This is a genomic window from Devosia sp. FKR38 (assembly GCF_005222805.1).
Taxonomy (GTDB): Bacteria; Pseudomonadota; Alphaproteobacteria; order Rhizobiales; family Devosiaceae; genus Devosia.
Genome location: NZ_STGC01000002.1, coordinates 797,439 through 816,881, shown reverse-complemented (window position 1 = coordinate 816,881; position 19,443 = coordinate 797,439). Strand labels below are relative to the sequence as shown.

Here is a 19,443-nt window from a genome sequence, read left to right as displayed (position 1 = left end):
ATGAGATTAACTATAAAAGTCAAGCTGATCGCAGCTTTCGGCGCTCTGGTGCTGTTGATGGGTGCAATAGGCCTGTTCGGCCTTTACCAGATGCAGCAGATCAACGCCAAATCCACTGAGATCGCCCAGAACTGGCTGCCAAGTGTCGACGCCGTGAATCGTCTGAACACCCTTACCTCCGATCTCCGGGTGGCCGAACTGCAGCATCTGACGCTGACCGATGAAGCTGGAATGCGGACCTGGGCGGCCAGCGTTGACGCCAATATCGCCAGCATCAGCGAACTTCGGGCCACCTACGAGAAGCTGATCTCCAGCCCGGAGGAACAGGCGCTCTATGACCAGTTCGCCAAGAGCATGGATCGATATCTGCTGCAGCATGAGCGCGGGTTTGCTCTGTCATCGTCCAATCAGAACGATGCCGCACTGCAGGTTTACAACGGTGAGGCGCTGCAGCTGTTCAACGAACTGTCTGCCGATCTGACCAAGCTCGTTGCGCTCAATGCAGCCGGCGCCGAAAAGGCCAGCAACGAAGGTGATGCGCTCTACAGCCTGGCCACCACATTGGTGATTTCCTCGCTGCTGGCTGCCACTGTCATCGCAGCGCTGACGGCCTTCTGGATCATTCTGGGCATCACCCGCGGCCTCAGCCGCGTCAAGCAGGTGGTCAGCGCCGTTGCCCTTGGCGATCTCGACCAACGCGTCGAAGTCAAGAGCAATGACGAGATCAAGGACCTTGTCGATACGGTCAACGTCATGACCGACAACCTGCGGACCACGGCAACGCTGGCCGACCAGATCGCCAGCGGCGACCTGACCGTCACGCCAAAGCCCCTGTCGGACAAGGACACGCTCGGCATCGCCCTGCTGCGCATGGTCGAAAAGCTGCGCGAGGTCATCGCCGACGCCATCGCTTCGGCCAACAACGTCTCGGCTGGCTCCCAGGAAATGTCGGCAACGGCTGAACAGCTAAGCCAGGGCGCAACCGAGCAGGCCTCCTCGACCGAAGAGGCTTCGGCCTCGATGGAAGAAATGGCGGCGACGATCAAGCAGTCGGCGGACAACGCCAGCCAGACCGAAAAGATCGCCCGCCAGTCCGCAGCCGACGCCATCGCTTCCGGCGAAGCCGTCAACAACGCCGTCAATGCCATGCAGACCATCGCTGAAAAGATCATGGTCGTGCAGGAAATCGCCCGCCAGACCGATCTGCTCGCTCTCAACGCCGCAGTGGAAGCTGCCCGTGCCGGCGAACATGGCCGCGGCTTTGCCGTGGTGGCTTCTGAAGTGCGCAAGCTGGCCGAACGCAGCCAGGCCGCCGCAGCCGAGATCTCGACCCTGTCGGGCACCACGGTCAAGGCCGCTCAGTCTGCCGGCGAAATGCTCGGCAAGCTGGTCCCCGATATCCAGCGCACCGCTGAACTGGTGGAAGAGATTTCCGCCGGCAGCCGCGAACAGAATGCCGGTGCCGCCCAGATCAACACCGCCATCCAGCAGCTCGACAAGGTAACCCAGCAGAACACCTCGGCCGCCGAAGAAATGTCGGCGACTTCCGAAGAGCTGGCCACCCAGGCCGAGCAGCTGCAGGCCGCGATCAGCTACTTCCGCATCGAGGCTGGTTCAGCCCATCGTGCCTTGACGGCCCCCGCAGCCGCCAAGGCAAAGGCCCGCGGCGCCGGCCTGCGCGACGCCGTTATGGCCAAATCGCCCCACATGGCCGCGGCAAAGTCTGACGCCGGCAAGAAGGGTCGCACGGGTGGTGGTGGCTTTGATCTCGATCTCGACGATGGCCAGGACGACCTCGATGGCGAGTTCAGCCGCCGCGGCGCGGCATGATCGGAGCGCACCATGGCTGAACAGGCTCAATATGTCACCCTGGGCGTCTGCGAAGAACTCTTCGCAGCACCCGTTGAGAAGGTCCAGGAGATCCTGGACATGCGGCCCATCGCACGGTTGCCGCAGGCCCCCGATACCCTGCTGGGCATGATCGACGTGCGCGGCCAGGGCATTCCGGTGGTCGATCTGCGGCTGGCCCTGGGTCTGCCTGAGGCAGCAGACAATGAGAACACCCGCATCATCGTGCTGACCCTGGCGGGTCAGCACGGCGAACTCAAGCTCGGCCTGCGGGCAGACCGCGTGTTCGAGGTCACGGTGCTCGATGAAGCCGACCTCGACCCGCCACCTTCCGTCAATGGCAGCTGGAGCGGACGTTGCATCGCCGGTATCGGCCGGCGCAACGGACGCTTTGTCACCGTGCTTGATCTCGAGCGCCTGCTTGGCTCGGTCCAGATGTTGACCGAGGCCGCCTGATCGTCCCGGCACGCGAGCTAATCGCGTGCCGCCTCTTCCCGGAGTATTGCCGTGTCCCTGCGCGCTCACGATATTCAAGCCACCGCCACAAGCGATAACGATCACCTGTCAACGCGTGACTTCAAGCGCATCTCCGATCTGATTGGCGCCGAGGTCGGCATCAAGCTGCCGCCCGGCAAGCGCCTGATGGTGGAAGGACGCCTGCGCAAGCGCGTTCGTGCGCTGGGCCTGTCGAGCCTGGACGAATATGCGCTGCATCTGTTTCAGCGCGACGGTCTGGTGGCCGAGCGCGTCCATCTGATCAACGCCGTCACCACCAACAAGACCGATTTCTTCCGCGAACCCGAGCATTTTGACCTGCTCCGGGAGCGGCTGGTGCCCGACCTGCTGGGCTTGCGCAGCCGGGAGCGCAACCCGCTGCTCAAGATCTGGAGCGCGGCCAGCTCAACAGGGGCAGAGGCCTATACTCTGGCCATGGTGCTGTCGGACCTGGCGGCCCAGCGCAACGATTTTCGCTTCGCCATCTTGGGCACCGACATTTCCACCAATGTGCTCGAGCAGGCCGCGCGGGGGGTCTACCCCAGCGACCAGATTGCACCCGTGCCCGCGACCATGCAGCAGCGCTACCTGATGTTCTCGCGACGCCCCGGCCCGCGGCCCGAGGTGCGTATCGTGCCCGAGCTGCGCAAGCTGACGCGTTTCCAGCGCCTGAACCTGATGGATGCCAGCTATCCCTATGATCAGGACGTGGATGTCATCTTCCTGCGCAACGTGTTGATCTATTTCGACAAGGCGGACCAGGAGAAGGTCATCCTGCGGCTGGTGAGCCATCTACGCACCGGCGGGTACCTGATCTTAGGACATTCTGAGTCAATGATCGGCACAAATGTGACGATGCGCCAGGTCGCCCCGGCGGTCTTCCAGAAGGTATGAGAGCCGAACCATGATGGTTTCCCGCAAGATCCGCGTCCTGATCGTGGACGACAGCGCCTCGGTCCGCATGACGCTCAGCGAGATCATCGCCAGCGACCCAGACCTTGAGGTCATGGCGACCGCGGCCGACCCCTATGTCGCGGTCGAGCGCATCCGTCAGGAAGTGCCGGACGTGATGTTTCTCGATATCGAGCTGCCGCGCATGGATGGGCTGACCTTCCTGCGCAAAATCATGAGCCAGCGGCCCATTCCGGTGGTGATCTGCTCCAGTCTCGCCGAGGCAGGTTCGGAAACGCTGATGCAGGCCCTCGAAGCCGGCGCCGTCGACGTCGTGGCCAAGCCGCGGGTTGATACGACCCAGTTTCTGCAGGAATCGCGCATGCGCATCTGCGATGCTGCCAAGGCGGCCGCACACGCCAAGTTCCGCGGCATGCAGAAGGCCGCGCCGCCGCCGATCAATGTCGAGGCCAAGCTGACGGCGGACGCCATCATTCCGCCGGTGTCGGCCGCCCGGGCCGCGTCCATGCGCGCCAACATGCCAGTGACCGATCCGATCATCTGCATCGGCGCCTCCACCGGCGGCACCGAGGCGCTGCGCGACGTGCTCGAACACCTGCCAGCGACCAGCCCGGCGATCATCATCGTCCAGCACATGCCGGAAAAATTCACCAATGCCTTTGCCAAGCGTCTGAACGGGCTTTGCGCCATCGAGGTCAAGGAGGCCGAGGACGGCGATGTGGTCCAGGCCGGCCGCGCCCTGATCGCGCCGGGCAACCAGCACATGCTGCTGCGCCGCGCCGGCAGTCGCTACACGGTCAGCATCGTGGACGGCCCGCATGTATCGCGCCACCGCCCCTCGGTTGACGTCATGTTCCGCTCCGCATCACAGACCGCCGGCCGCAACGCCATGGGCGTCATTCTCACCGGCATGGGCGACGATGGCGCAAGGGGCCTGCTCGAAATGCGCGAGGCCGGCAGCCACACCATTGCTCAGGACGAAGACAGCTGCGTGGTGTTTGGCATGCCCAAGGAGGCCATCCAGCGCGGCGCCGCCGTCAAGATCGTGCCGCTCAAGCGGGTAGCCGATGAGATCGAGGCCTTTGGCCTGAACCCACGCCGCATGGGAGGCACAGCATGACCGCCCTGGCTCGGGTGCCTGTCGCACAGGACAGCGCCGCACCCGCTCTGCGTAGCCTGGCCGACGCTCTGGTCGGCCCGCGCGAACAGATCGAATCCACCTTTCTGGACGTCGGTGCCGGCCTGGCAGAAGGCGCCGACATCCTCAACCGCGTCACCCGCGCCTTTGAGGCCCTGCCCGCACAATTGCAGAGCCCCGACATGGCGGAAGCCTCCTCGCGCCTGGCCGAAGTGGGCGAACAGGCCCAGGCCATGGCCATCCTGTTCGCCAATGAGCAGGCCGACCTCGCCCGCCTCGACACCGTCGTGGCTGCTGCCGCGCACCCGATCGCCGACCTGCGCCGGGCGGTCAAGATGATGAACATCGTGGCCATCAACGCCCGTGTCGTCGCCGCCGGCATCGCCGTGCGGGGCGATGATTTCGAAGTCTTCACCACCGACATCGCTGCGCTGTCCGAAAGCGCTGCCAGCACCATTCAGGCCTTCACCCAGGTCTATGAGCGCCTGACCAGCGAAGTGGCCCAGGCGGCCCACCAGAGCGGCCAGTTCGAGAACGCCCATGCCGACACCCTGGGCGCCCTGGCCCAGAGCATGCAGCAGGCCCTGGATGCGCTGGCCCGGCAACGCGCCATATCGGTGGACGGCACGGCCGAGACCGGCCGCATCACGCGCCAGATCGCCGACCGCATCGGCAATGCCGTAATGGCGCTGCAGGTCGGCGACTCCACCCGCCAGCGCATCGAGCACGTCGAGAGCGGCATCTCAGCGCTCTGCGCGCTGATCGAAAGCGATGATCTGACCGAGGCGCAACGCACGCAGGCCACTGCGGCCATGGGGACGCTGCAGGCCAATCAGCTGGGCGCCGCAGCCGATGCGTTCGAACAGGATGTCGCCGACGCAGGGGCAGCCCTGGCCGACCTGGCTGCCGACGCCAGCGGCATCGTCAGAAAGAGTCGCGAAACCTATGGCCACAACGACGGGGGTGAATCGGCGCTGGCAACCTTGAGCCAGGCCGTCAGCAACGCTGCCAAGGTGCTGCACGATTGCGAATCCGAACGCGGCAAGCTCGAGCAGGTTGCGTCCGCTGTTCTGAGCACCGTCGGCATCCTGCTGGGCCATGTCGAAGCCGTGCAGGAAATCGAAGCCAATATGCGGCTGGTGAGCCTGAACGCGGCCGTCAAATGCGCCCAACTGGGCCCGCGCGGCGCGGCCTTGAACGTCATCGCCCGGCAATTGCGCGAACTGACTGGCGAAACCGTCACAGCCGCCGAAGGCGCCATGCAGGGTCTGCACGAAGCCGGCAAGCTGGCGCGCGCCTTTGGCGAGGCCGCCAGTGGCGACACCACCAGTCGCATCGGCCGGCTCGAACATGACGCGACCGCCTCGCTGCTGCTGCTGCAGGGCGTGGAGACGGCGCTGGCCCAGGCGCTGGGCGCCCTGGAACGTGACGTGCCCAAGGTCCGCGCCCTGCTCGAAGACGCGGCCGGTCGTTTCACCACCCAGGCCATGATCTCCGATGGCATGCGCAGCCTCAAGGAAGAACTGGTGGAACTGTGTCCCCAGGCGGATTTCGACAGGCCGGAGGGCGCCCTGGCCCTGGCGCTGACCGAGCATAGCCGCCGTTACACCATGGATGGCGAGCGCCGCATCCATGAGCAGATGTTCGGCAAGACCCTTGCCGTCGCCGCCCCCACGCCAGCGCCGGCCGATACGGCAACCGACGATCTCGACATCTTTTTCTGACAGACATCCCGCAGGCGGGGACCACCCGCCTGCATGCAGAGCCAGTCACGCGGACACGTCCGAGAGACTGCGGCTGGCAAAGCGATCAGGCAAAGTGACTGGCGGAGAGAGAGGGATTCGAACCCCCGATGGAGTTGCCCCCATGCCGCATTTCGAGTGCGGTGCATTCGACCACTCTGCCATCTCTCCGCGAGATCGGTGAACTACCCCGAGGGGTGGTTGGTCGATACGGGGCGGCTTATGGCATAGCTCATCGGAGCCTGCAACTCCCCTGATGGCGTTTGCTGCGGCTTTACGCACCCGCCAGGCAGATATTGGCAAAAAGCGGCGGGGCGGCCTTGTCGGCTTGCGGCGGCGCGGTCACGAAATCGTGGGGCGGCGAACCGAGCCCGCCCAGGCTACGTATCGAGGATTGGTTTCACCGATACGAGGAACACGACATGACGAACCGTCGCAAGATTGTTGCCGGCATGGCAGCGCTTCCCCTGCTGTCGCTCTCGAACGCCTGGCTATCGCCCCTGCTGGCTGCCACCCCCTCGCTGGATGGCGACGCCATTCCGACGCCCGAGGGCGATATCATCATCCACCCGGTCGACCACGCCAGCCTGCTCATCGGCTTTGGCGACCAGGTGATCTATATCGATCCCGTTGGTGGGGCCGACCGCTACAAGGGCCTGCCCGCGCCCACTGCCATTCTGATCACCCATGGCCATGGCGATCACTTTGACCTGCCCACGCTTGAGGCCATCGCCGGCACGGCGCCGATCATCACCAATGCCGATGTGTTTGGAAAACTACCCGAAACGCTCAAGGCGCAGGCCTCGGCACTGGCCAATGGCGAGGACGGCACGCTCAACGGCGTGGCCGTCAGCGCCGTTCCGGCCCACAACACCACGCCCGACCGCATGAACTATCACCCGGTCGGCGTCGGCAACGGCTATGTGATCACCCTGGGTGGCAGAAAAATATACGTCGCCGGCGACACCGAACCGACGCCCGAAATGCTGGCGCTGACCGATATTGCCGTGGTCTTCCTGCCCATGAACCTGCCCTATACCATGACGCCTGAGCAGGCCGCCGAAGCGATCAACAGCTTCAAGCCTGCCATTGTCTATCCCTACCACTATGGGGAAAGTGACCTGTCGGTGCTGCAGCCGGCGCTGGCCAAAGGCATCGACCTGCGCCTGCGCAACTGGTATCCAAACGGCGCCTGAACCTGCGCAGACGCTTGACTCTTGGGGCATTTGCCCTGATAAGCCGCATCGGAATTGCGCGCTGGCTGGTCTGGCGCGCTTCCTTTGTTTGAAAACGCTGTTCGAGGCTGCCCGCCGGTTTGATCGCCGGCACGCATGTCAGAAGACCGCAGGATCTGGGCTTAACCTGCGGCGCCACAGAGCGCGACACAATGGGACCGGGCGTTTGACGCTCCCGGTTATGCTATGACTTTTGCCGTGATCAAAACCGGTGGCAAGCAGTACAAGGTTGCCGCCAACGACATTCTCAAGATCGAAAAGCTCGATGCCGAAGCCGGCACGATCGTGACCTTTGACCAGGTCCTGATGGTTGGCGACGAAGTCGGCGCTCCGCTGATCGAAGGCGCGCTCGTCGCTGCCGAACTGCTCGAGACCAAGAAGCAGAAGACGGTCATCATCTTCAAGAAGAACCGTCGTCACAATTACCGTCGCCGCAACGGCCACCGCCAGTTGCTGTCGACCGTGCGCATCACCGAAATCCTGACCGGCGGCGCCAAGCCGACCATCAAGGCTGCCGGCGTGACTGCCCCGGCCGCAACTGAAGTGTCCACCAAGCCGGCCAAGATTCGCGCCGCTGCCAAGGCAGCCGCTGCGACCGAAGCCACCGAGGCCAAGGCCCCGGCAAAGAAGGCTCCGGCCAAGAAGGCTGCGCCCAAGGCTGCTGCAACCGAAGACACCGCCGCTGAAAAGCCGGCGAAGAAGGCCCCGGCCAAGAAGGCCGCACCCAAGGCCGACAAGGAATAAGGAGCTAGACCATGGCACACAAAAAAGCAGGCGGTTCATCCCGCAACGGTCGTGATACCGCTGGCCGTCGTCTCGGCGTGAAGAAGTTTGGTGGCGAGACTGTGATCGCCGGCAACATCATCATCCGCCAGCGTGGCACCAAGTGGCACCCCGGCACCGGCGTTGGCCTGGGCAAGGACCACACCATCTACGCACTGGTGGACGGCAATGTGTCGTTCCGCACCCGCGCCAATTCGCAGGTCTTCGTTTCCGTCGACCCGGCAAAGGCCGCCGAATAACCCGGCCGGTCCGTCGAACCAGCCGGTGACCAGTTCCCCGGCTCGCGTTCGCTGACAGCGACATTGACAAGGGGAACCGGTTCACCGGTTCCCCTTTTCGTTTTGGCAGAGCACAGCAGCATGGACAGTCTTTCCCATCGCCTCCCCGCGTCGATCACCACCGATCGCCTCGTGCTGACCACACCCACTCTGGACCATGTTCCCGAGATGGCGCTGCTCGCCAACAATCACGCCATCTACCAGGTGCTCGCGCGCCTGCCGCATCCCTATACCGAGGCCGATGGTCGCTTTTTTGTGCAGACCATTGCGCGCGGCGAGAGCGAATTTGCCTGGTCGATCCTCTATCAGGGCCGCTGGATCGGCATCGTCAGCCTGATCGGCATTGACCTCAAGGACAGCCCTATTCCCGAGATCGGCTATTGGCTGGGCCAGCCCTTCTGGGGCCAGGGTTTTGGCACCGAAGCCGCCAAGGCGGTTGTTGCGGCGGCCGCCACCACCGGTCTGCCGGCCCTGGGAGCAATGGCCCTGACCAGCAACACCGCCTCGCGGCATGTGCTGGCCAAGGCGGGCTTTGTCGAAACCCACCAAGGTGCCGGCACGCGCGGCAGCACCATTGGCAAGCCGACGACCTTCATGCGGATCGAGTTTGCCCGATGACCCGCGATCTGCCCGAAACCATCGCCTGCGCCCGGCTGACGCTGCGCCCCCTGCAGGCCGGCGATGTCAGCGACATCGTCGCCATGGCCAACAATCCCAAGATGCTGGAGACCACGGCCACCCTGCCGCATCCGTTCGGCATGGCCGACGCGGACGCTTTGATTGCCCAGGCCGCCACGTCGGGTGCCCAGGCCATCTATGGCATGGTCGATGGCACGGACCGCCTCATGGGCGTGCTGATGGTCCGCTTCAAACCCGACCAGCCGCCCGAAGTGGGCTATTGGCTGGGCGAGCCCCATTGGGGCCATGGCTATGTTGCCGAGGCGCTGAACGGCCTGCTCGCCGCGGTACGCCAGCTACCCGACTTTGCCGTCGTCTCGGCCCGTGTGCTGCAATCCAATGCCGCCTCGGTGCGTGTGCTGGAAAAGGCGGGCTTTGCCATAGTCGAGCACACCTTCGGCGTGCTGGAGCGCCATCGCGGCAAGCCGCTTTATGTCATGCAGTGGAGGGCGGGATGAACACCACCCTGCTCACCGAGCGCCTGCTGCTGCGGCCGGCCCAATTGGGCGATGCCGAACCGATTGCGCGCTATCTCAATGACTTCGCCGTGGCCGGCAATCTGGCCCGCGTGCCCTTCCCCTACCATCTCAGCGATGCCAAGGCCTGGTTGCGCACGCGCCTGCCCACGCTGCCGGTGGACGACACCAGCTTTGCCATCGACCTGCCCGGACACGGTTTTGTCGGCCAGGTGGGCTTTCACCGCGGCGCACAGGGCCCGGTGATCGGCTATTGGCTGGGCCAGCCCTTCTGGGGCCAGGGAATCATGACCGAGGCGGTTACGGCCAGCCTCGACTGGTTCTTTGCCACCACACAGGCAGACACCATCTATTCGGGTGTCTTTATCTTCAATGCTGCCTCGCTGGCCATTCAGGACAAGCTTGGCTTTACCCAAACCGGCCGCTCGCGGCTGCTCTGCCTTGCGCGCGACGCCGAGGTAGAGCATATCGACACCAAATTGACGCACAGCGTCTGGAAGGCCAGAGAAAAATGAAATTCCTTGATCAGGCCAAGGTCTATGTCCGTTCGGGCGATGGCGGCGCCGGCGCCGTCTCTTTCCTGCGTGAAAAATTCGTCGAATTCGGCGGTCCCAATGGCGGCAATGGCGGCCGGGGCGGCGACATCGTCGTCGAATGCGTCGACGGGCTCAATACCCTGATCGACTATCGCTATCAGCAGCACTTCAAGGCCCCGACCGGCACCCATGGCATGGGTAAGGACCGGGCCGGCGCCAATGGCGAGCCCACCGTGCTGCGCGTTCCCGTCGGGACGCAGATCTTTGAGGACGACAACGAGACGCTGATCGCCGACATGACCGAAGTCGGCCAGCGCATCGTGCTGCTCTCGGGCGGCAATGGCGGCTTCGGCAATGCCCATTTCAAGACCTCGTCCAACCAGGCGCCGCGCCATGCCAATCCGGGCATCCCGGGCGTTGAAAAATGGATCTGGCTGCGGCTCAAGCTGATCGCCGATGCGGGGCTGGTTGGCCATCCCAATGCCGGCAAGTCGACCTTCCTTGCGGCCGTGTCGGCCGCCAAGCCCAAGATCGCCGCCTATCCCTTCACTACGCTCCACCCCAACCTGGGCGTGGTGTCGATTGGCGAACGCGATTTCGTGCTGGCCGACATTCCCGGCCTGATCGAAGGCGCCAGCGAAGGCATTGGCATTGGCGACCGGTTCCTGGGCCATATCGAGCGCTGCGGCGTGCTGATCCATCTCATCGATGGCACCCAGGACGACGTCAAGCACGCCTATCAGGTGATCCGCTCCGAGCTGGCCGCCTATGACGAGCGCCTGGCCGAAAAGCCCGAGATCGTGGTGATCAACAAGATCGATTCCATCCCGCCCGACGAGCTCAAGGAAAAGGTCAAGATTCTCAAGAAGGTCAGCAAGCAGGACGTGCTGCAGGTTTCCGGCGTCACCGGCCAGGGCACCGACATGGTGCTCTATGGCGTGATCGAGACGCTCGACGCCGAAAAGGCCGCCCGACTGGAAGCCGAGCGCCGCAAGGCCGAACCCAATTGGACGCCCTGACCAGTATCAGTGCCGGCAGCGGCGCAACGGAGCGTGTGTTTGCATGAATGCCCTAGCGCCCTATAAGCGCCTGACCATCAAGATCGGCTCGGCCCTGCTTGTTGACAAGCAGGGCAAGCTGCGGGCCGCCTGGCTGGCGGATCTCGCGAGCGACATTGCCGCGCTCAAGGCGGCGGGCTGCGAAGTGGTGATCGTCTCCTCCGGCGCCATCGCCCTGGGCCGTGGCCTGTTGGGCCTGTCGGCGGTTGCCCTGACGCTTGAGCAGAGCCAGGCCGCCGCCAGCGCCGGGCAGATTGCCCTCAGCCAGGCCTGGGCCAGCGCCCTGGGCGCCCATGGCATCGTCACCGGGCAAATCCTGATCACGCCCAATATCACCGAAGAGCGGCGCTACTACCTCAACGCCCGCACCACCATCGCCACCCTGCTGGGTCTGGGCGCCATCCCGATCATCAACGAGAACGACAGCGTCGCCACAGCCGAAATCCGCTATGGCGACAATGATCGCCTGTCGGCCCGCGTCGCCACCATGATCGAGGCCGACTGCCTGGTGCTGCTCAGCGATATCGACGGGCTCTATACCGCGCCGCCGGCGCAGGATCCCAATGCCACCCACATTGCCGAGGTGCGCGTCATCACCCAGGCCATCGAGGCCATGGCCGGCGGCGCTGCCAGCCATCTGTCCCGCGGCGGCATGACCACCAAGGTCGAGGCCGGCAAGATCGCCACCCAGGCCGGCACGGCCATGATCATCGCCAAGGGCACCGAGACCCATCCGCTCGCCGCCCTGTCCCAGGGTGGGCGCCACACGCTGTTCCATCCTGCCCAGAGCCGCGCCCAGGCGCGCAAGCGCTGGATCATGGGCACGCTGGCCCTGACCGGTTCGCTGCAGGTCGACGCCGGCGCCGCCCGCGCCCTGCTCACCGGCAAGTCCCTGCTGCCCATTGGCGTTACCAAGGTGGGCGGCGAGTTCGAACGCGGCGATGCCGTGGCGGTGCTCGGCCCCGATGGCGCCGAGATTGCCCGGGGCCTCGCCGGCCTCGACAGCGACGAGGCACGGCTGGTGATGGGCAAGCGCAGCGACACGGTGATCGAGCTGCTGGGCGTCGCCAACCGCGCCGCTCTCATCCACCGCGACAATCTGGTATTGGTGGGCGCCAAGGAGGATCGCAATGACCACGTCTGATGCAGATGCAGCCATCGCCGGCGTCATGGCCGAACTGGGCCGCAATGCGCGCCAGGCCGCGCGCGCCCTGGCCATTGCCACACCCGAGCAGAAGCGCCTGGCGCTGCAGACGGCCGCTGGCGCCATCAACGCCCATCGCGCCAAGATCCTCGCCGCCAATGCCAAGGACATGGCTGCGGCCCGCTCCAAGGGCATTTCCAAGGCCTTTCTCGATCGCCTCGAGCTCAATGACGCCCGCATCGACGGCATCATCGAGGCCGTGCGCGCCATCGCCGAACTGGCCGACCCCGTGGGCAGCATCATCGCCGAATGGGACCGCCCCAATGGCCTGCATATCGAGCGCGTCCGCACCCCCTTGGGCGTGATCGGCGTGATCTTTGAATCCCGTCCCAATGTGACGGCCGACGCCAGCGCGCTCTGCATCAAGGCCGGCAATGCCGTGATCCTGCGCGGCGGCAGCGACAGCTTCCATTCCAGCCACGCCATCGTCGAATGCATGCTCGATGGGCTGCATGCCGCGCGCCTGCCGGTCGAGGCCGTCCAGCTCGTGCCCACCACCGATCGCGCCGCAGTGGGCGAAATGCTCAAGGGCCTTTCTGGCAATATCGACGTCATCGTGCCGCGCGGCGGCAAGACCCTGGTCGCCCGCGTCCAGGACGAGGCGCGTGTGCCCGTGTTTGCCCATCTCGAGGGCCTGGTGCATGTCTATATCGACAAGGCTGCCAACCTCGACATGGCCGTCAAGGTGACGCTGAACGCCAAGATGCGCCGCACCGGCATCTGTGGCGCCGCCGAAACCCTGCTGGTCCACAAGGACGTGGTGGCGACCCACCTCAAGCCCATCATTGAGGTGCTGGTCGCCAAGGGCTGCGAGATCCGCGGCGATGCCACGGTGATGGCCATGATCCCCAGTGCCATTGCGGCCACCGAGCTCGATTGGCGCACCGAATATGAAGACGCCATCATCTCGGTGAAGGTGGTCGACAGCCTCGACGAGGCCATCGCCCATATCGAGCACTATTCCAGCCACCATACCGAGGCGATCATCACCGAGGACCCCGCGGCGGTGGAGGCTTTTTTCAACCGCATCGACAGCGCCATTGTGATGCACAATGCCTCCACCCAGTTTGCCGACGGCGGCGAATTCGGCTTCGGCGGCGAGATCGGCATTGCCACCGGCAAGATGCATGCACGTGGTCCGGTCGGCGTCGAGCAGCTCACCAGCTTCAAATACCGCGTCCGCGGCACCGGCCAGACGAGACCCTGACCCTTTTGACCCTGCGCCACCCAATCCGCATTCCCGGCGTCACTGCCCTGCCGCCCTCCGGGCGGGGCATGCGCATTGGCCTGTTCGGCGGCAGCTTCAACCCCATCCACGACGGCCATCGCCTGGTGGTCGAGGAAACCCTGCGCCGGCTTGATCTGGATGCGCTCTGGGTTCTGGTGACGCCAGGCAATCCGCTCAAGAACCACGCCGACCTAGCGCCTCTGGCCGACCGGGTCGAGGCTGCGCGCCAGCTGCTCGACAACCCAAAGGTGCGCGTCACCGGCTTTGAGGCCGAACACGGCTTCACCTATTCCTGGCAGACCATCCGCTTTTTGACCACATCCCTGCCCGACCGGCGCTTTGTCTGGATCATGGGCGCGGACAATCTGGTCGATTTTCACCGCTGGGAACGCTGGCGCGATATCGCTGCCATGGTGCCCATGGCCATCTATGTCCGCCCCGGTTCCGGGCGCCTGGCGCCGGTCTCCATGGCCGCCAGCGCCCTGGCGCAATGGCGCTATGATGAGACCGATGCGACCCGCCTGGCCTATGCCAACGCACCGGCCTGGGTCTATCTGCACGGTCGCCAATCACCGCTGTCGTCCTCGGCCATCCGGGCGAGACGGCAACACGTTAAGTCAAAGTGAAGGCGCAATCTTGCGAAACCGTCATCAAACGCGCATATTGAGGGCGTGTGATCTTTGTCACCAAAACAGGAACTGATTGCTTGCCGTTTGCAAAGACGCCTGCACATTCCGATCAACCACCAAGGATGCTGATCCCCCGCATGACCCATGCACTTGCATGGGCGGAAGGCCAATGTTGATGGCCGCGCTGCCCGAAAATACCGCCACGCCCGTTCCCACGCCCATCGCGACTCCGGACCGTCCCATGATCGATGTCATTCTCGGCTGCCTTGATGATGCCAAGGCCGAGCAAATTGTCTCCGTCGACATCATGGGCAAGTCCTCGCTCGCCGACCACATGGTGGTTGCCTCGGGCCGCTCGCAGCGCCATGTCGGCGCCGTGGCCGACCAGATGGTCACCGCCCTGCGCGACGCCGGCTACGGCAAGCCGCGCATCGAAGGCCTGCCGCATTGCGACTGGGTCCTGGTCGACGCTGGCGACGTGATCGTCCATATCTTCCGTCCGGAAGTGCGCGAGTTCTACAACATCGAAAAGATGTGGCAGGCCGACTTCGCCGCTGACGCCCACTAGCCAGCGCGCATGCGACTGAGCATTGCGGCCGTGGGCCGCATGAAGGCCGGACCCGAGCGGGAAATGGTCGCGCGTTATCTCGAACGGGCCGTGGGCGGCGGCAAGCCGCTGGCCCTGACCGGGTTCGACGTGATCGAGCTCACCGAGTCACGCGCCTCTTCCAGCGCCAGCCGCAAGGCCGATGAGGCCAAGGCCCTGGGCGCCAGCCTGCCCGAGGGCATTATCGTCGCGCTCGATGAGCGCGGCAAATCGATCGGCTCGGAAGTCTTTGCCGCCCAGATCGGTCGCTGGCGCGATGACGGCCGCCCGGCGGCCAGCTTTGTCATCGGCGGCGCCGACGGGCTCGATCCCGCCTTTGTCGCCAAGGCCGATCTGGTGCTGAGCTTTTCGCCCCTTACCTGGCCCCACCAATTGGTGCGCATCATGCTGGCCGAGCAGCTCTATCGCGCCACAACGATCCTGGCTGGCCACCCCTATCACCGGGGCGATTGAGCCAGCACATTCACGGTATGGTTAAGCAGCGTTAACCTGCATTTTCCCGCCCGCTTGCTATGGTGCCGGAATTGATTCGGGTGCCCGGCGCACCCTAGCTGGAGACGTCATGGCAGTGCGGCCAGGCAGGACTGTGGGACGAGTGCTGGCCGGCGTGACGCTGGCCCTGGCTGCGTCCCTGCCGCTGCTGGCGCAGACCGAGGTTCCGGCCCAGCCGGAGAGCACTGCCGCCCCGGCCCAGGCGGACCCTGCAGCCACCACCACGCCAGCCGAGGCGACAACTGCGGCACCAGCCACAGCGCCATCCGACCCCAAGCTCGACCTCGAAACCGTCCAGTCGTCCATCAGCCTGAGCCAGAAGCGCATCGACGAGCTCAAGGCCGAGATCGCTGACATGGAAGGCGACCGCACCAAGCAGAATGCGGCACTGATCGCGGCGGCCCAGCGCGTCAAGCTGGCCGAGATCGAAGTCGCCGATGTCGAGCAGCGCCTGTCGGACCTGATCGTGCAGGAGCTCGAAGTCCGCGGGCGGCTCGATGGCTCAAACGCCCAGATCGCCAATGTGCTGGCGGCGCTCGAGCGCATCTCGCTCAATCCGCCCCCGGCGCTGATTGTCGATCCGGCCGATGCCCTGGGCTCGGCCCGCAGCGCCATCCTGATCTCGGCCATCGTGCCGCAGCTGCGCGCCAAGGCCGATGCCGTCACCGCTGACCTGACCAAGCTCACCGACATCAAGGCCGCAGCCCAGGCCGAAGAGGCGACCCTCAAGGCCAATCACGAGGTGCTCGAGGAAGAGCAGCTGCGCATTGCCACGCTGATTGCCGCGCGCAAGCAGGGCATCGGCATGCGCAGCGCCCAGCTCGAGGCCGAAGAACAGCAGGCCATCGAGCTGGCGGCCCGTGCCGCTACCCTCAAGGAACTGGTTGGCAGCCTCTCGGCCCAGGCCAATTCGGTTTCGACGGCCGCCGCCACGGCCGATGCCGGCCTCGACCCCACCGCGCCCGTGATGACCGCCCAGGAGATCCAGGTTGCGCTGGCCAATACCGCGCGGACCGAACCCGCCATCCCCTTCGGCGCTGCCCGCGGCTACCTCACCATGCCGGCCAATGGCGTCAACGTTGCCGACTATGGCACCAGCGACGGCTTTGGCGGCATCAGCCATGGCATTTCGCTGATGACCCGGGCCGACGCCCAGGTCGTTGCGCCGGCCGATGGCTGGGTGCTGTTCAAGGGCCCCTACCTCAATTACGGCCAGATCATCATCTTCAATACCGGGCAGGGCTACACCATGCTGCTGGCTGGCCTTGACAAGGTCAGCGTCGATATTGGCCAATTCGTGCAGATGGGCATGCCCCTTGGCACCATGGGATCACGGACAAGTGGCCGGACCGTAACCACCAACGCTGGCGCTGACCAACCGACCCTTTATATTGAACTGCGAAAAGACAACGAGCCCGTCGATCCCACCGGTTGGTGGGCGACCCCGACACAGAGTGGATAGACCCCTCATGCGCCTAAATTCCGTTTCGACATTGGCCCTTGCGCTGGCGCTGTTGGTGCCCACTGGACTGTCCGTGGCCCAGGAGGCCCAGCCAGCGCCCGCCGGGCAGCAGGCGCCTGCCGAACAGCCGGTTGCTCCCGCCGATCCGGCGGCTCCGGCAGCGCCCGCAGAGGCTGCCGCTGCCGAGGGCCAGGACAAGCCGCGCGATCCGCTCGAGGTCTATGCCGATCTCAACCTGTTCGGCGAGATCTTCGACCGTATCCGCGCCGAATATGTCGATGCGCCCGATGAGCAGAAGCTGATCCGTGCCGCCATCCAGGGCATGCTGACCTCGCTGGACCCGCATTCGAACTATCTGCCGCCGGCCGACTACAAGGACATGGGCGTCGATATCTCGGGCGAGTTCGGCGGCCTGGGCATCGAAGTCACCATGGAAGAGGGCATCATCAAGGTGGTCTCGCCCATCGATGATACCCCCGCTGCCAAGGCCGGCATTCTGGCCAATGACCTGATTGTTGAACTCGACGGCGTCCAGGTCCAGGGCATGAGCCTGGACGATGCCGTGGCCAAGATGCGTGGCCCGATCGGCACCACCATCAAGGTGACCGTGGTGCGCGAAGGCGTCGAGCAGCCGCTCGACTTCGAACTGACCCGCGCCACCATCGCAATGCGCGCCGTGCGCTCGTCGCTGGAAGGCGATGTGGCCGTGATCCGGCTGTCGCGCTTTTCCGAGCAGGCCTTTGTCGGCATCGAAAAGGCCATCAAGGACATGTTCAGCGTCGAAGGACCCAAGCCCAAGGGCATCATTCTTGACCTGCGCAACAATCCCGGCGGCCTGGTCGATCAGTCTGTCTATGTCGCCGACGCCTTCCTCAAGCAGGGTGCCGTCGTGCTGACCCGCGGCCGCGTGCCCGAGGAAAGCGCCCGCTATGATGCCCAGCCCGATCCGCTCGATGCCATGATCGCCGATGTGCCCCTGGTGGTGCTGATCAACGGCGGCTCGGCATCGGCCTCCGAAATCGTCGCCGGCGCCCTGCAGGACCACAAGCGCGCCACCCTGGTGGGTACGCGCTCCTTCGGCAAGGGTTCGGTGCAATCCATCATCTCGCTGGGGCCCGATGGCGCCATGCGGCTGACCACGGCGCGCTACTACACGCCCAACAACCGCTCCATCCAGGCGCTGGGCATCACGCCCGACATCGAAGTGCTGCAGAAGGTGCCCGAGGAACTCAAGGGTCGCGACGAGATCATCGGCGAAGCGGGCCTGGCCGGTCACATCAAGATCGAAGGCCAGGAAGAGACCACGGTCGGCTCCTCGGTCTATGTGCCGCCTGAAAAGGCGGACGACACCCAGCTGCAATATGCCATCCGGCTGATCGACGGCCAGGAAACCAACCCGGCCTTCCCGCCCAAAGCGGAATAGCGCCGGTCTGTGCTAGAAATCGATGGGGCGAGGCAGCTGATTCGCTGCCTTGCCCCATCTGCGTCTGGAACCCCATGCGATGTCCGATAGTCTGAGCAAGCCGCTGACCGGAAAGAAAGGCAAGACAGGCGCCAAACGCCATCTGCCGATCGCCCGCGTCCTGTTCGGCCTGCTGGCCCTGATCGGCCTGGCCTTTGCCTTGCGCGTCGGGCTGGTCAACGACCCCAATGGCGGCCGCCCCACCACCGAAGCCGACATCACATCGACCCGCAATGGCAATGCCCTGGCCAATGACGTGGCCAATGCCGATCATTCGGGGCCGGTGACCATCACCGCCGACCCCCAGCAATATCCCGCAGGCGAGACCCCGCATGCCGAGGGCCATGATGCCACGGCACCGGCCAGCGACATGGGCCAGCCCGATATTTTCGGCGCTTTGCCCGATCTCAGCGAAGAAACTGCGGATGGCCCCATCCCGCGCATTTCGGCCACCGGCCTGACGCCCTTTGCCGCCTATCAGCGCCCCGCAGCCGAAGCCGTGGCCAGCGGCGGTCCCATGATCGCCATCATCGTCACCGGCCTGGGGATCAACGAACAGGGCTCACTGGGCGCGATCGATCAATTGCCGGCCGATGTCACCATGGCCTTCGCCCCCTATGGGCGCACGCTCACCACCACCGTCGCCGCAGCCCGCGCCGATGGCCACGAAGTGCTGCTCGAAGTGCCCATGGAGCCCTTTGATTATCCGCAGAACGACCCGGGCCCACAGACGCTGCTGAGCGGCGAGCCGGCGCGCGCCAACCTCGACAAGCTGTTCTGGCTCATGGCGCGCTTTGGCGGCTATGTCGGGCTGATCAACAATATGGGCGCCCGCTTCTCCGCCTCGGCCGCCGATTTCTCCACCATCATGGAAGAGCTCGGCGCGCGCGGCCTGGGCTATCTCGACGATGGCTCGTCGAACCGCTCGCTGGCGCCGCAACTGGCCGAAGGCAACAAAGTGCCCTTTGCCAAGGCGGACCTGGTGATCGACACCAACCCGTCGCGCACATCCATACTTGCAGCGCTTGCCAGCCTTGAGGCCAAGGCGCTGGAGAATGGACAGGCAATCGGTATTGTCAGCGCACTACCCATTTCCGTGGCTACCGTCGCCGAATGGGCCCGCGAGCTGGACGCCAAAGGCATCGCCCTGGTGCCGGCCAGCGCCCTGATGAAATAGAGT

The 19,443-nt window shown here is 64.9% G+C and carries 20 protein-coding genes and 1 tRNA gene; 20 read left to right on the top strand and 1 reads right to left on the bottom strand.

The window, feature by feature from the left end:
* The 5 genes from E8M79_RS04045 to E8M79_RS04025 are packed head-to-tail and all read left to right on the top strand — an operon-like array spanning position 1 to position 6,117.
* Positions 1-1,830: a methyl-accepting chemotaxis protein gene (locus tag E8M79_RS04045; protein ID WP_137150629.1), complete on the top strand. Its 1,830-nt coding sequence runs from the start codon at positions 1-3 to the stop codon at positions 1,828-1,830.
* Positions 1,831-1,842: 12 nt separating this feature from the next.
* Positions 1,843-2,304, top strand: a complete 462-nt coding sequence (locus E8M79_RS04040) for a chemotaxis protein CheW (protein WP_137150628.1) — start codon at positions 1,843-1,845, stop codon at positions 2,302-2,304.
* Positions 2,305-2,355: 51 nt separating this feature from the next.
* Positions 2,356-3,237, top strand: a complete 882-nt coding sequence (locus E8M79_RS04035) for a CheR family methyltransferase (protein ID WP_248304879.1) — start codon at positions 2,356-2,358, stop codon at positions 3,235-3,237.
* 10 nt (positions 3,238-3,247) lie between these two features.
* Positions 3,248-4,375, top strand: a complete 1,128-nt coding sequence (locus E8M79_RS04030; protein ID WP_137150627.1) for a chemotaxis response regulator protein-glutamate methylesterase — start codon at positions 3,248-3,250, stop codon at positions 4,373-4,375.
* Complete coding sequence (locus tag E8M79_RS04025; protein ID WP_137150626.1) at positions 4,372-6,117, top strand: hypothetical protein; 1,746 nt, start codon at positions 4,372-4,374, stop codon at positions 6,115-6,117. Before E8M79_RS04030 ends, E8M79_RS04025 begins: the two co-directional genes overlap by 4 nt.
* 99 nt (positions 6,118-6,216) lie before the next feature.
* Here the strand turns inward: E8M79_RS04025 and E8M79_RS04020 are convergent.
* A tRNA-Ser gene (locus E8M79_RS04020) sits at positions 6,217-6,306 on the bottom strand.
* A gap of 251 nt (positions 6,307-6,557) precedes the next feature.
* Here E8M79_RS04020 and E8M79_RS04015 point away from each other — a divergent pair.
* The 15 genes from E8M79_RS04015 (at position 6,558) to E8M79_RS03945 (ending at position 19,440) form a co-directional block, all read left to right on the top strand.
* Entirely contained in the window at positions 6,558-7,331 is a 774-nt protein-coding gene (locus E8M79_RS04015) for an MBL fold metallo-hydrolase (protein ID WP_137150625.1), read from the top strand.
* 225 nt (positions 7,332-7,556) lie between these two features.
* Positions 7,557-8,114: a 50S ribosomal protein L21 gene (gene rplU / locus E8M79_RS04010; RefSeq protein ID WP_137150624.1), complete on the top strand. Its 558-nt coding sequence runs from the start codon at positions 7,557-7,559 to the stop codon at positions 8,112-8,114.
* Positions 8,115-8,125: 11 nt separating this feature from the next.
* Positions 8,126-8,392 carry a 50S ribosomal protein L27 gene (gene rpmA, locus E8M79_RS04005; protein WP_137150623.1) on the top strand — a complete coding sequence of 89 codons (267 nt, stop codon included), beginning with the start codon at positions 8,126-8,128 and terminating at the stop codon, positions 8,390-8,392.
* A 120-nt stretch (positions 8,393-8,512) separates the two neighbouring features.
* Complete coding sequence (locus tag E8M79_RS04000) at positions 8,513-9,049, top strand: GNAT family N-acetyltransferase (RefSeq protein ID WP_137150622.1); 537 nt, start codon at positions 8,513-8,515, stop codon at positions 9,047-9,049.
* A complete protein-coding gene (locus E8M79_RS03995; protein ID WP_137150621.1) occupies positions 9,046-9,567 on the top strand; it encodes a GNAT family N-acetyltransferase in 522 nt (173 codons plus the stop codon). The genes E8M79_RS04000 and E8M79_RS03995 overlap by 4 nt, the downstream gene beginning before the upstream one ends.
* The gene (locus E8M79_RS03990) at positions 9,564-10,100 is read left to right on the top strand and encodes a GNAT family N-acetyltransferase (RefSeq protein ID WP_137150620.1); all 537 of its coding nucleotides are present in this window, start codon (positions 9,564-9,566) and stop codon (positions 10,098-10,100) included. Before E8M79_RS03995 ends, E8M79_RS03990 begins: the two co-directional genes overlap by 4 nt.
* Positions 10,097-11,140, top strand: a complete 1,044-nt coding sequence (gene obgE / locus E8M79_RS03985; RefSeq protein ID WP_137150619.1) for a GTPase ObgE — start codon at positions 10,097-10,099, stop codon at positions 11,138-11,140. The genes E8M79_RS03990 and obgE overlap by 4 nt, the downstream gene beginning before the upstream one ends.
* Before the next feature lie 43 nt (positions 11,141-11,183).
* Positions 11,184-12,323 (top strand): glutamate 5-kinase, encoded by a 1,140-nt coding sequence (proB, locus tag E8M79_RS03980; protein ID WP_137150618.1) that lies wholly within the window; start codon positions 11,184-11,186, stop codon positions 12,321-12,323.
* Entirely contained in the window at positions 12,310-13,590 is a 1,281-nt protein-coding gene (locus E8M79_RS03975) for a glutamate-5-semialdehyde dehydrogenase (RefSeq protein WP_137150617.1), read from the top strand. Before proB ends, E8M79_RS03975 begins: the two co-directional genes overlap by 14 nt.
* Before the next feature lie 5 nt (positions 13,591-13,595).
* Positions 13,596-14,237, top strand: a complete 642-nt coding sequence (locus E8M79_RS03970; RefSeq protein ID WP_349236035.1) for a nicotinate-nucleotide adenylyltransferase — start codon at positions 13,596-13,598, stop codon at positions 14,235-14,237.
* A 244-nt stretch (positions 14,238-14,481) separates the two neighbouring features.
* Positions 14,482-14,808 carry a ribosome silencing factor gene (gene rsfS, locus E8M79_RS03965; RefSeq protein WP_137150870.1) on the top strand — a complete coding sequence of 109 codons (327 nt, stop codon included), beginning with the start codon at positions 14,482-14,484 and terminating at the stop codon, positions 14,806-14,808.
* 9 nt (positions 14,809-14,817) lie between these two features.
* Positions 14,818-15,300, top strand: a complete 483-nt coding sequence (rlmH, locus tag E8M79_RS03960; protein ID WP_137150616.1) for a 23S rRNA (pseudouridine(1915)-N(3))-methyltransferase RlmH — start codon at positions 14,818-14,820, stop codon at positions 15,298-15,300.
* Positions 15,301-15,409: 109 nt separating this feature from the next.
* Positions 15,410-16,801, top strand: coding sequence for a peptidoglycan DD-metalloendopeptidase family protein (locus E8M79_RS03955; protein WP_137150615.1), 1,392 nt, complete (start codon positions 15,410-15,412; stop codon positions 16,799-16,801).
* Positions 16,802-16,808: 7 nt separating this feature from the next.
* A complete protein-coding gene (locus tag E8M79_RS03950; RefSeq protein ID WP_137150614.1) occupies positions 16,809-18,224 on the top strand; it encodes a S41 family peptidase in 1,416 nt (471 codons plus the stop codon).
* Between the two features lie 79 nt (positions 18,225-18,303).
* Positions 18,304-19,440: a divergent polysaccharide deacetylase family protein gene (locus E8M79_RS03945; protein ID WP_137150613.1), complete on the top strand. Its 1,137-nt coding sequence runs from the start codon at positions 18,304-18,306 to the stop codon at positions 19,438-19,440.
* The last annotated feature ends 3 nt before the right edge of the window (positions 19,441-19,443 follow it).

Bases quoted from the DNA above. Each gene is read 5' to 3' on its own strand.
- E8M79_RS04045 (WP_137150629.1), top strand. From the start codon at position 1: ATGAGATTAACTATAAAAGTCAAGCTGATCGCAGCTTTCGGCGCTCTG.
- E8M79_RS04040 (WP_137150628.1), top strand. From the start codon at position 1,843: ATGGCTGAACAGGCTCAATATGTCACCCTGGGCGTCTGCGAAGAACTC.
- E8M79_RS04030 (WP_137150627.1), top strand. From the start codon at position 3,248: ATGATGGTTTCCCGCAAGATCCGCGTCCTGATCGTGGACGACAGCGCC.
- E8M79_RS04025 (WP_137150626.1), top strand. From the start codon at position 4,372: ATGACCGCCCTGGCTCGGGTGCCTGTCGCACAGGACAGCGCCGCACCC.
- E8M79_RS04015 (WP_137150625.1), top strand. From the start codon at position 6,558: ATGACGAACCGTCGCAAGATTGTTGCCGGCATGGCAGCGCTTCCCCTG.
- rplU (WP_137150624.1), top strand. From the start codon at position 7,557: ATGACTTTTGCCGTGATCAAAACCGGTGGCAAGCAGTACAAGGTTGCC.
- rpmA (WP_137150623.1), top strand. From the start codon at position 8,126: ATGGCACACAAAAAAGCAGGCGGTTCATCCCGCAACGGTCGTGATACC.
- E8M79_RS04000 (WP_137150622.1), top strand. From the start codon at position 8,513: ATGGACAGTCTTTCCCATCGCCTCCCCGCGTCGATCACCACCGATCGC.
- E8M79_RS03995 (WP_137150621.1), top strand. From the start codon at position 9,046: ATGACCCGCGATCTGCCCGAAACCATCGCCTGCGCCCGGCTGACGCTG.
- E8M79_RS03990 (WP_137150620.1), top strand. From the start codon at position 9,564: ATGAACACCACCCTGCTCACCGAGCGCCTGCTGCTGCGGCCGGCCCAA.
- obgE (WP_137150619.1), top strand. From the start codon at position 10,097: ATGAAATTCCTTGATCAGGCCAAGGTCTATGTCCGTTCGGGCGATGGC.
- proB (WP_137150618.1), top strand. From the start codon at position 11,184: ATGAATGCCCTAGCGCCCTATAAGCGCCTGACCATCAAGATCGGCTCG.
- E8M79_RS03975 (WP_137150617.1), top strand. From the start codon at position 12,310: ATGACCACGTCTGATGCAGATGCAGCCATCGCCGGCGTCATGGCCGAA.
- rsfS (WP_137150870.1), top strand. From the start codon at position 14,482: ATGATCGATGTCATTCTCGGCTGCCTTGATGATGCCAAGGCCGAGCAA.
- rlmH (WP_137150616.1), top strand. From the start codon at position 14,818: ATGCGACTGAGCATTGCGGCCGTGGGCCGCATGAAGGCCGGACCCGAG.
- E8M79_RS03955 (WP_137150615.1), top strand. From the start codon at position 15,410: ATGGCAGTGCGGCCAGGCAGGACTGTGGGACGAGTGCTGGCCGGCGTG.
- E8M79_RS03950 (WP_137150614.1), top strand. From the start codon at position 16,809: ATGCGCCTAAATTCCGTTTCGACATTGGCCCTTGCGCTGGCGCTGTTG.
- E8M79_RS03945 (WP_137150613.1), top strand. From the start codon at position 18,304: ATGTCCGATAGTCTGAGCAAGCCGCTGACCGGAAAGAAAGGCAAGACA.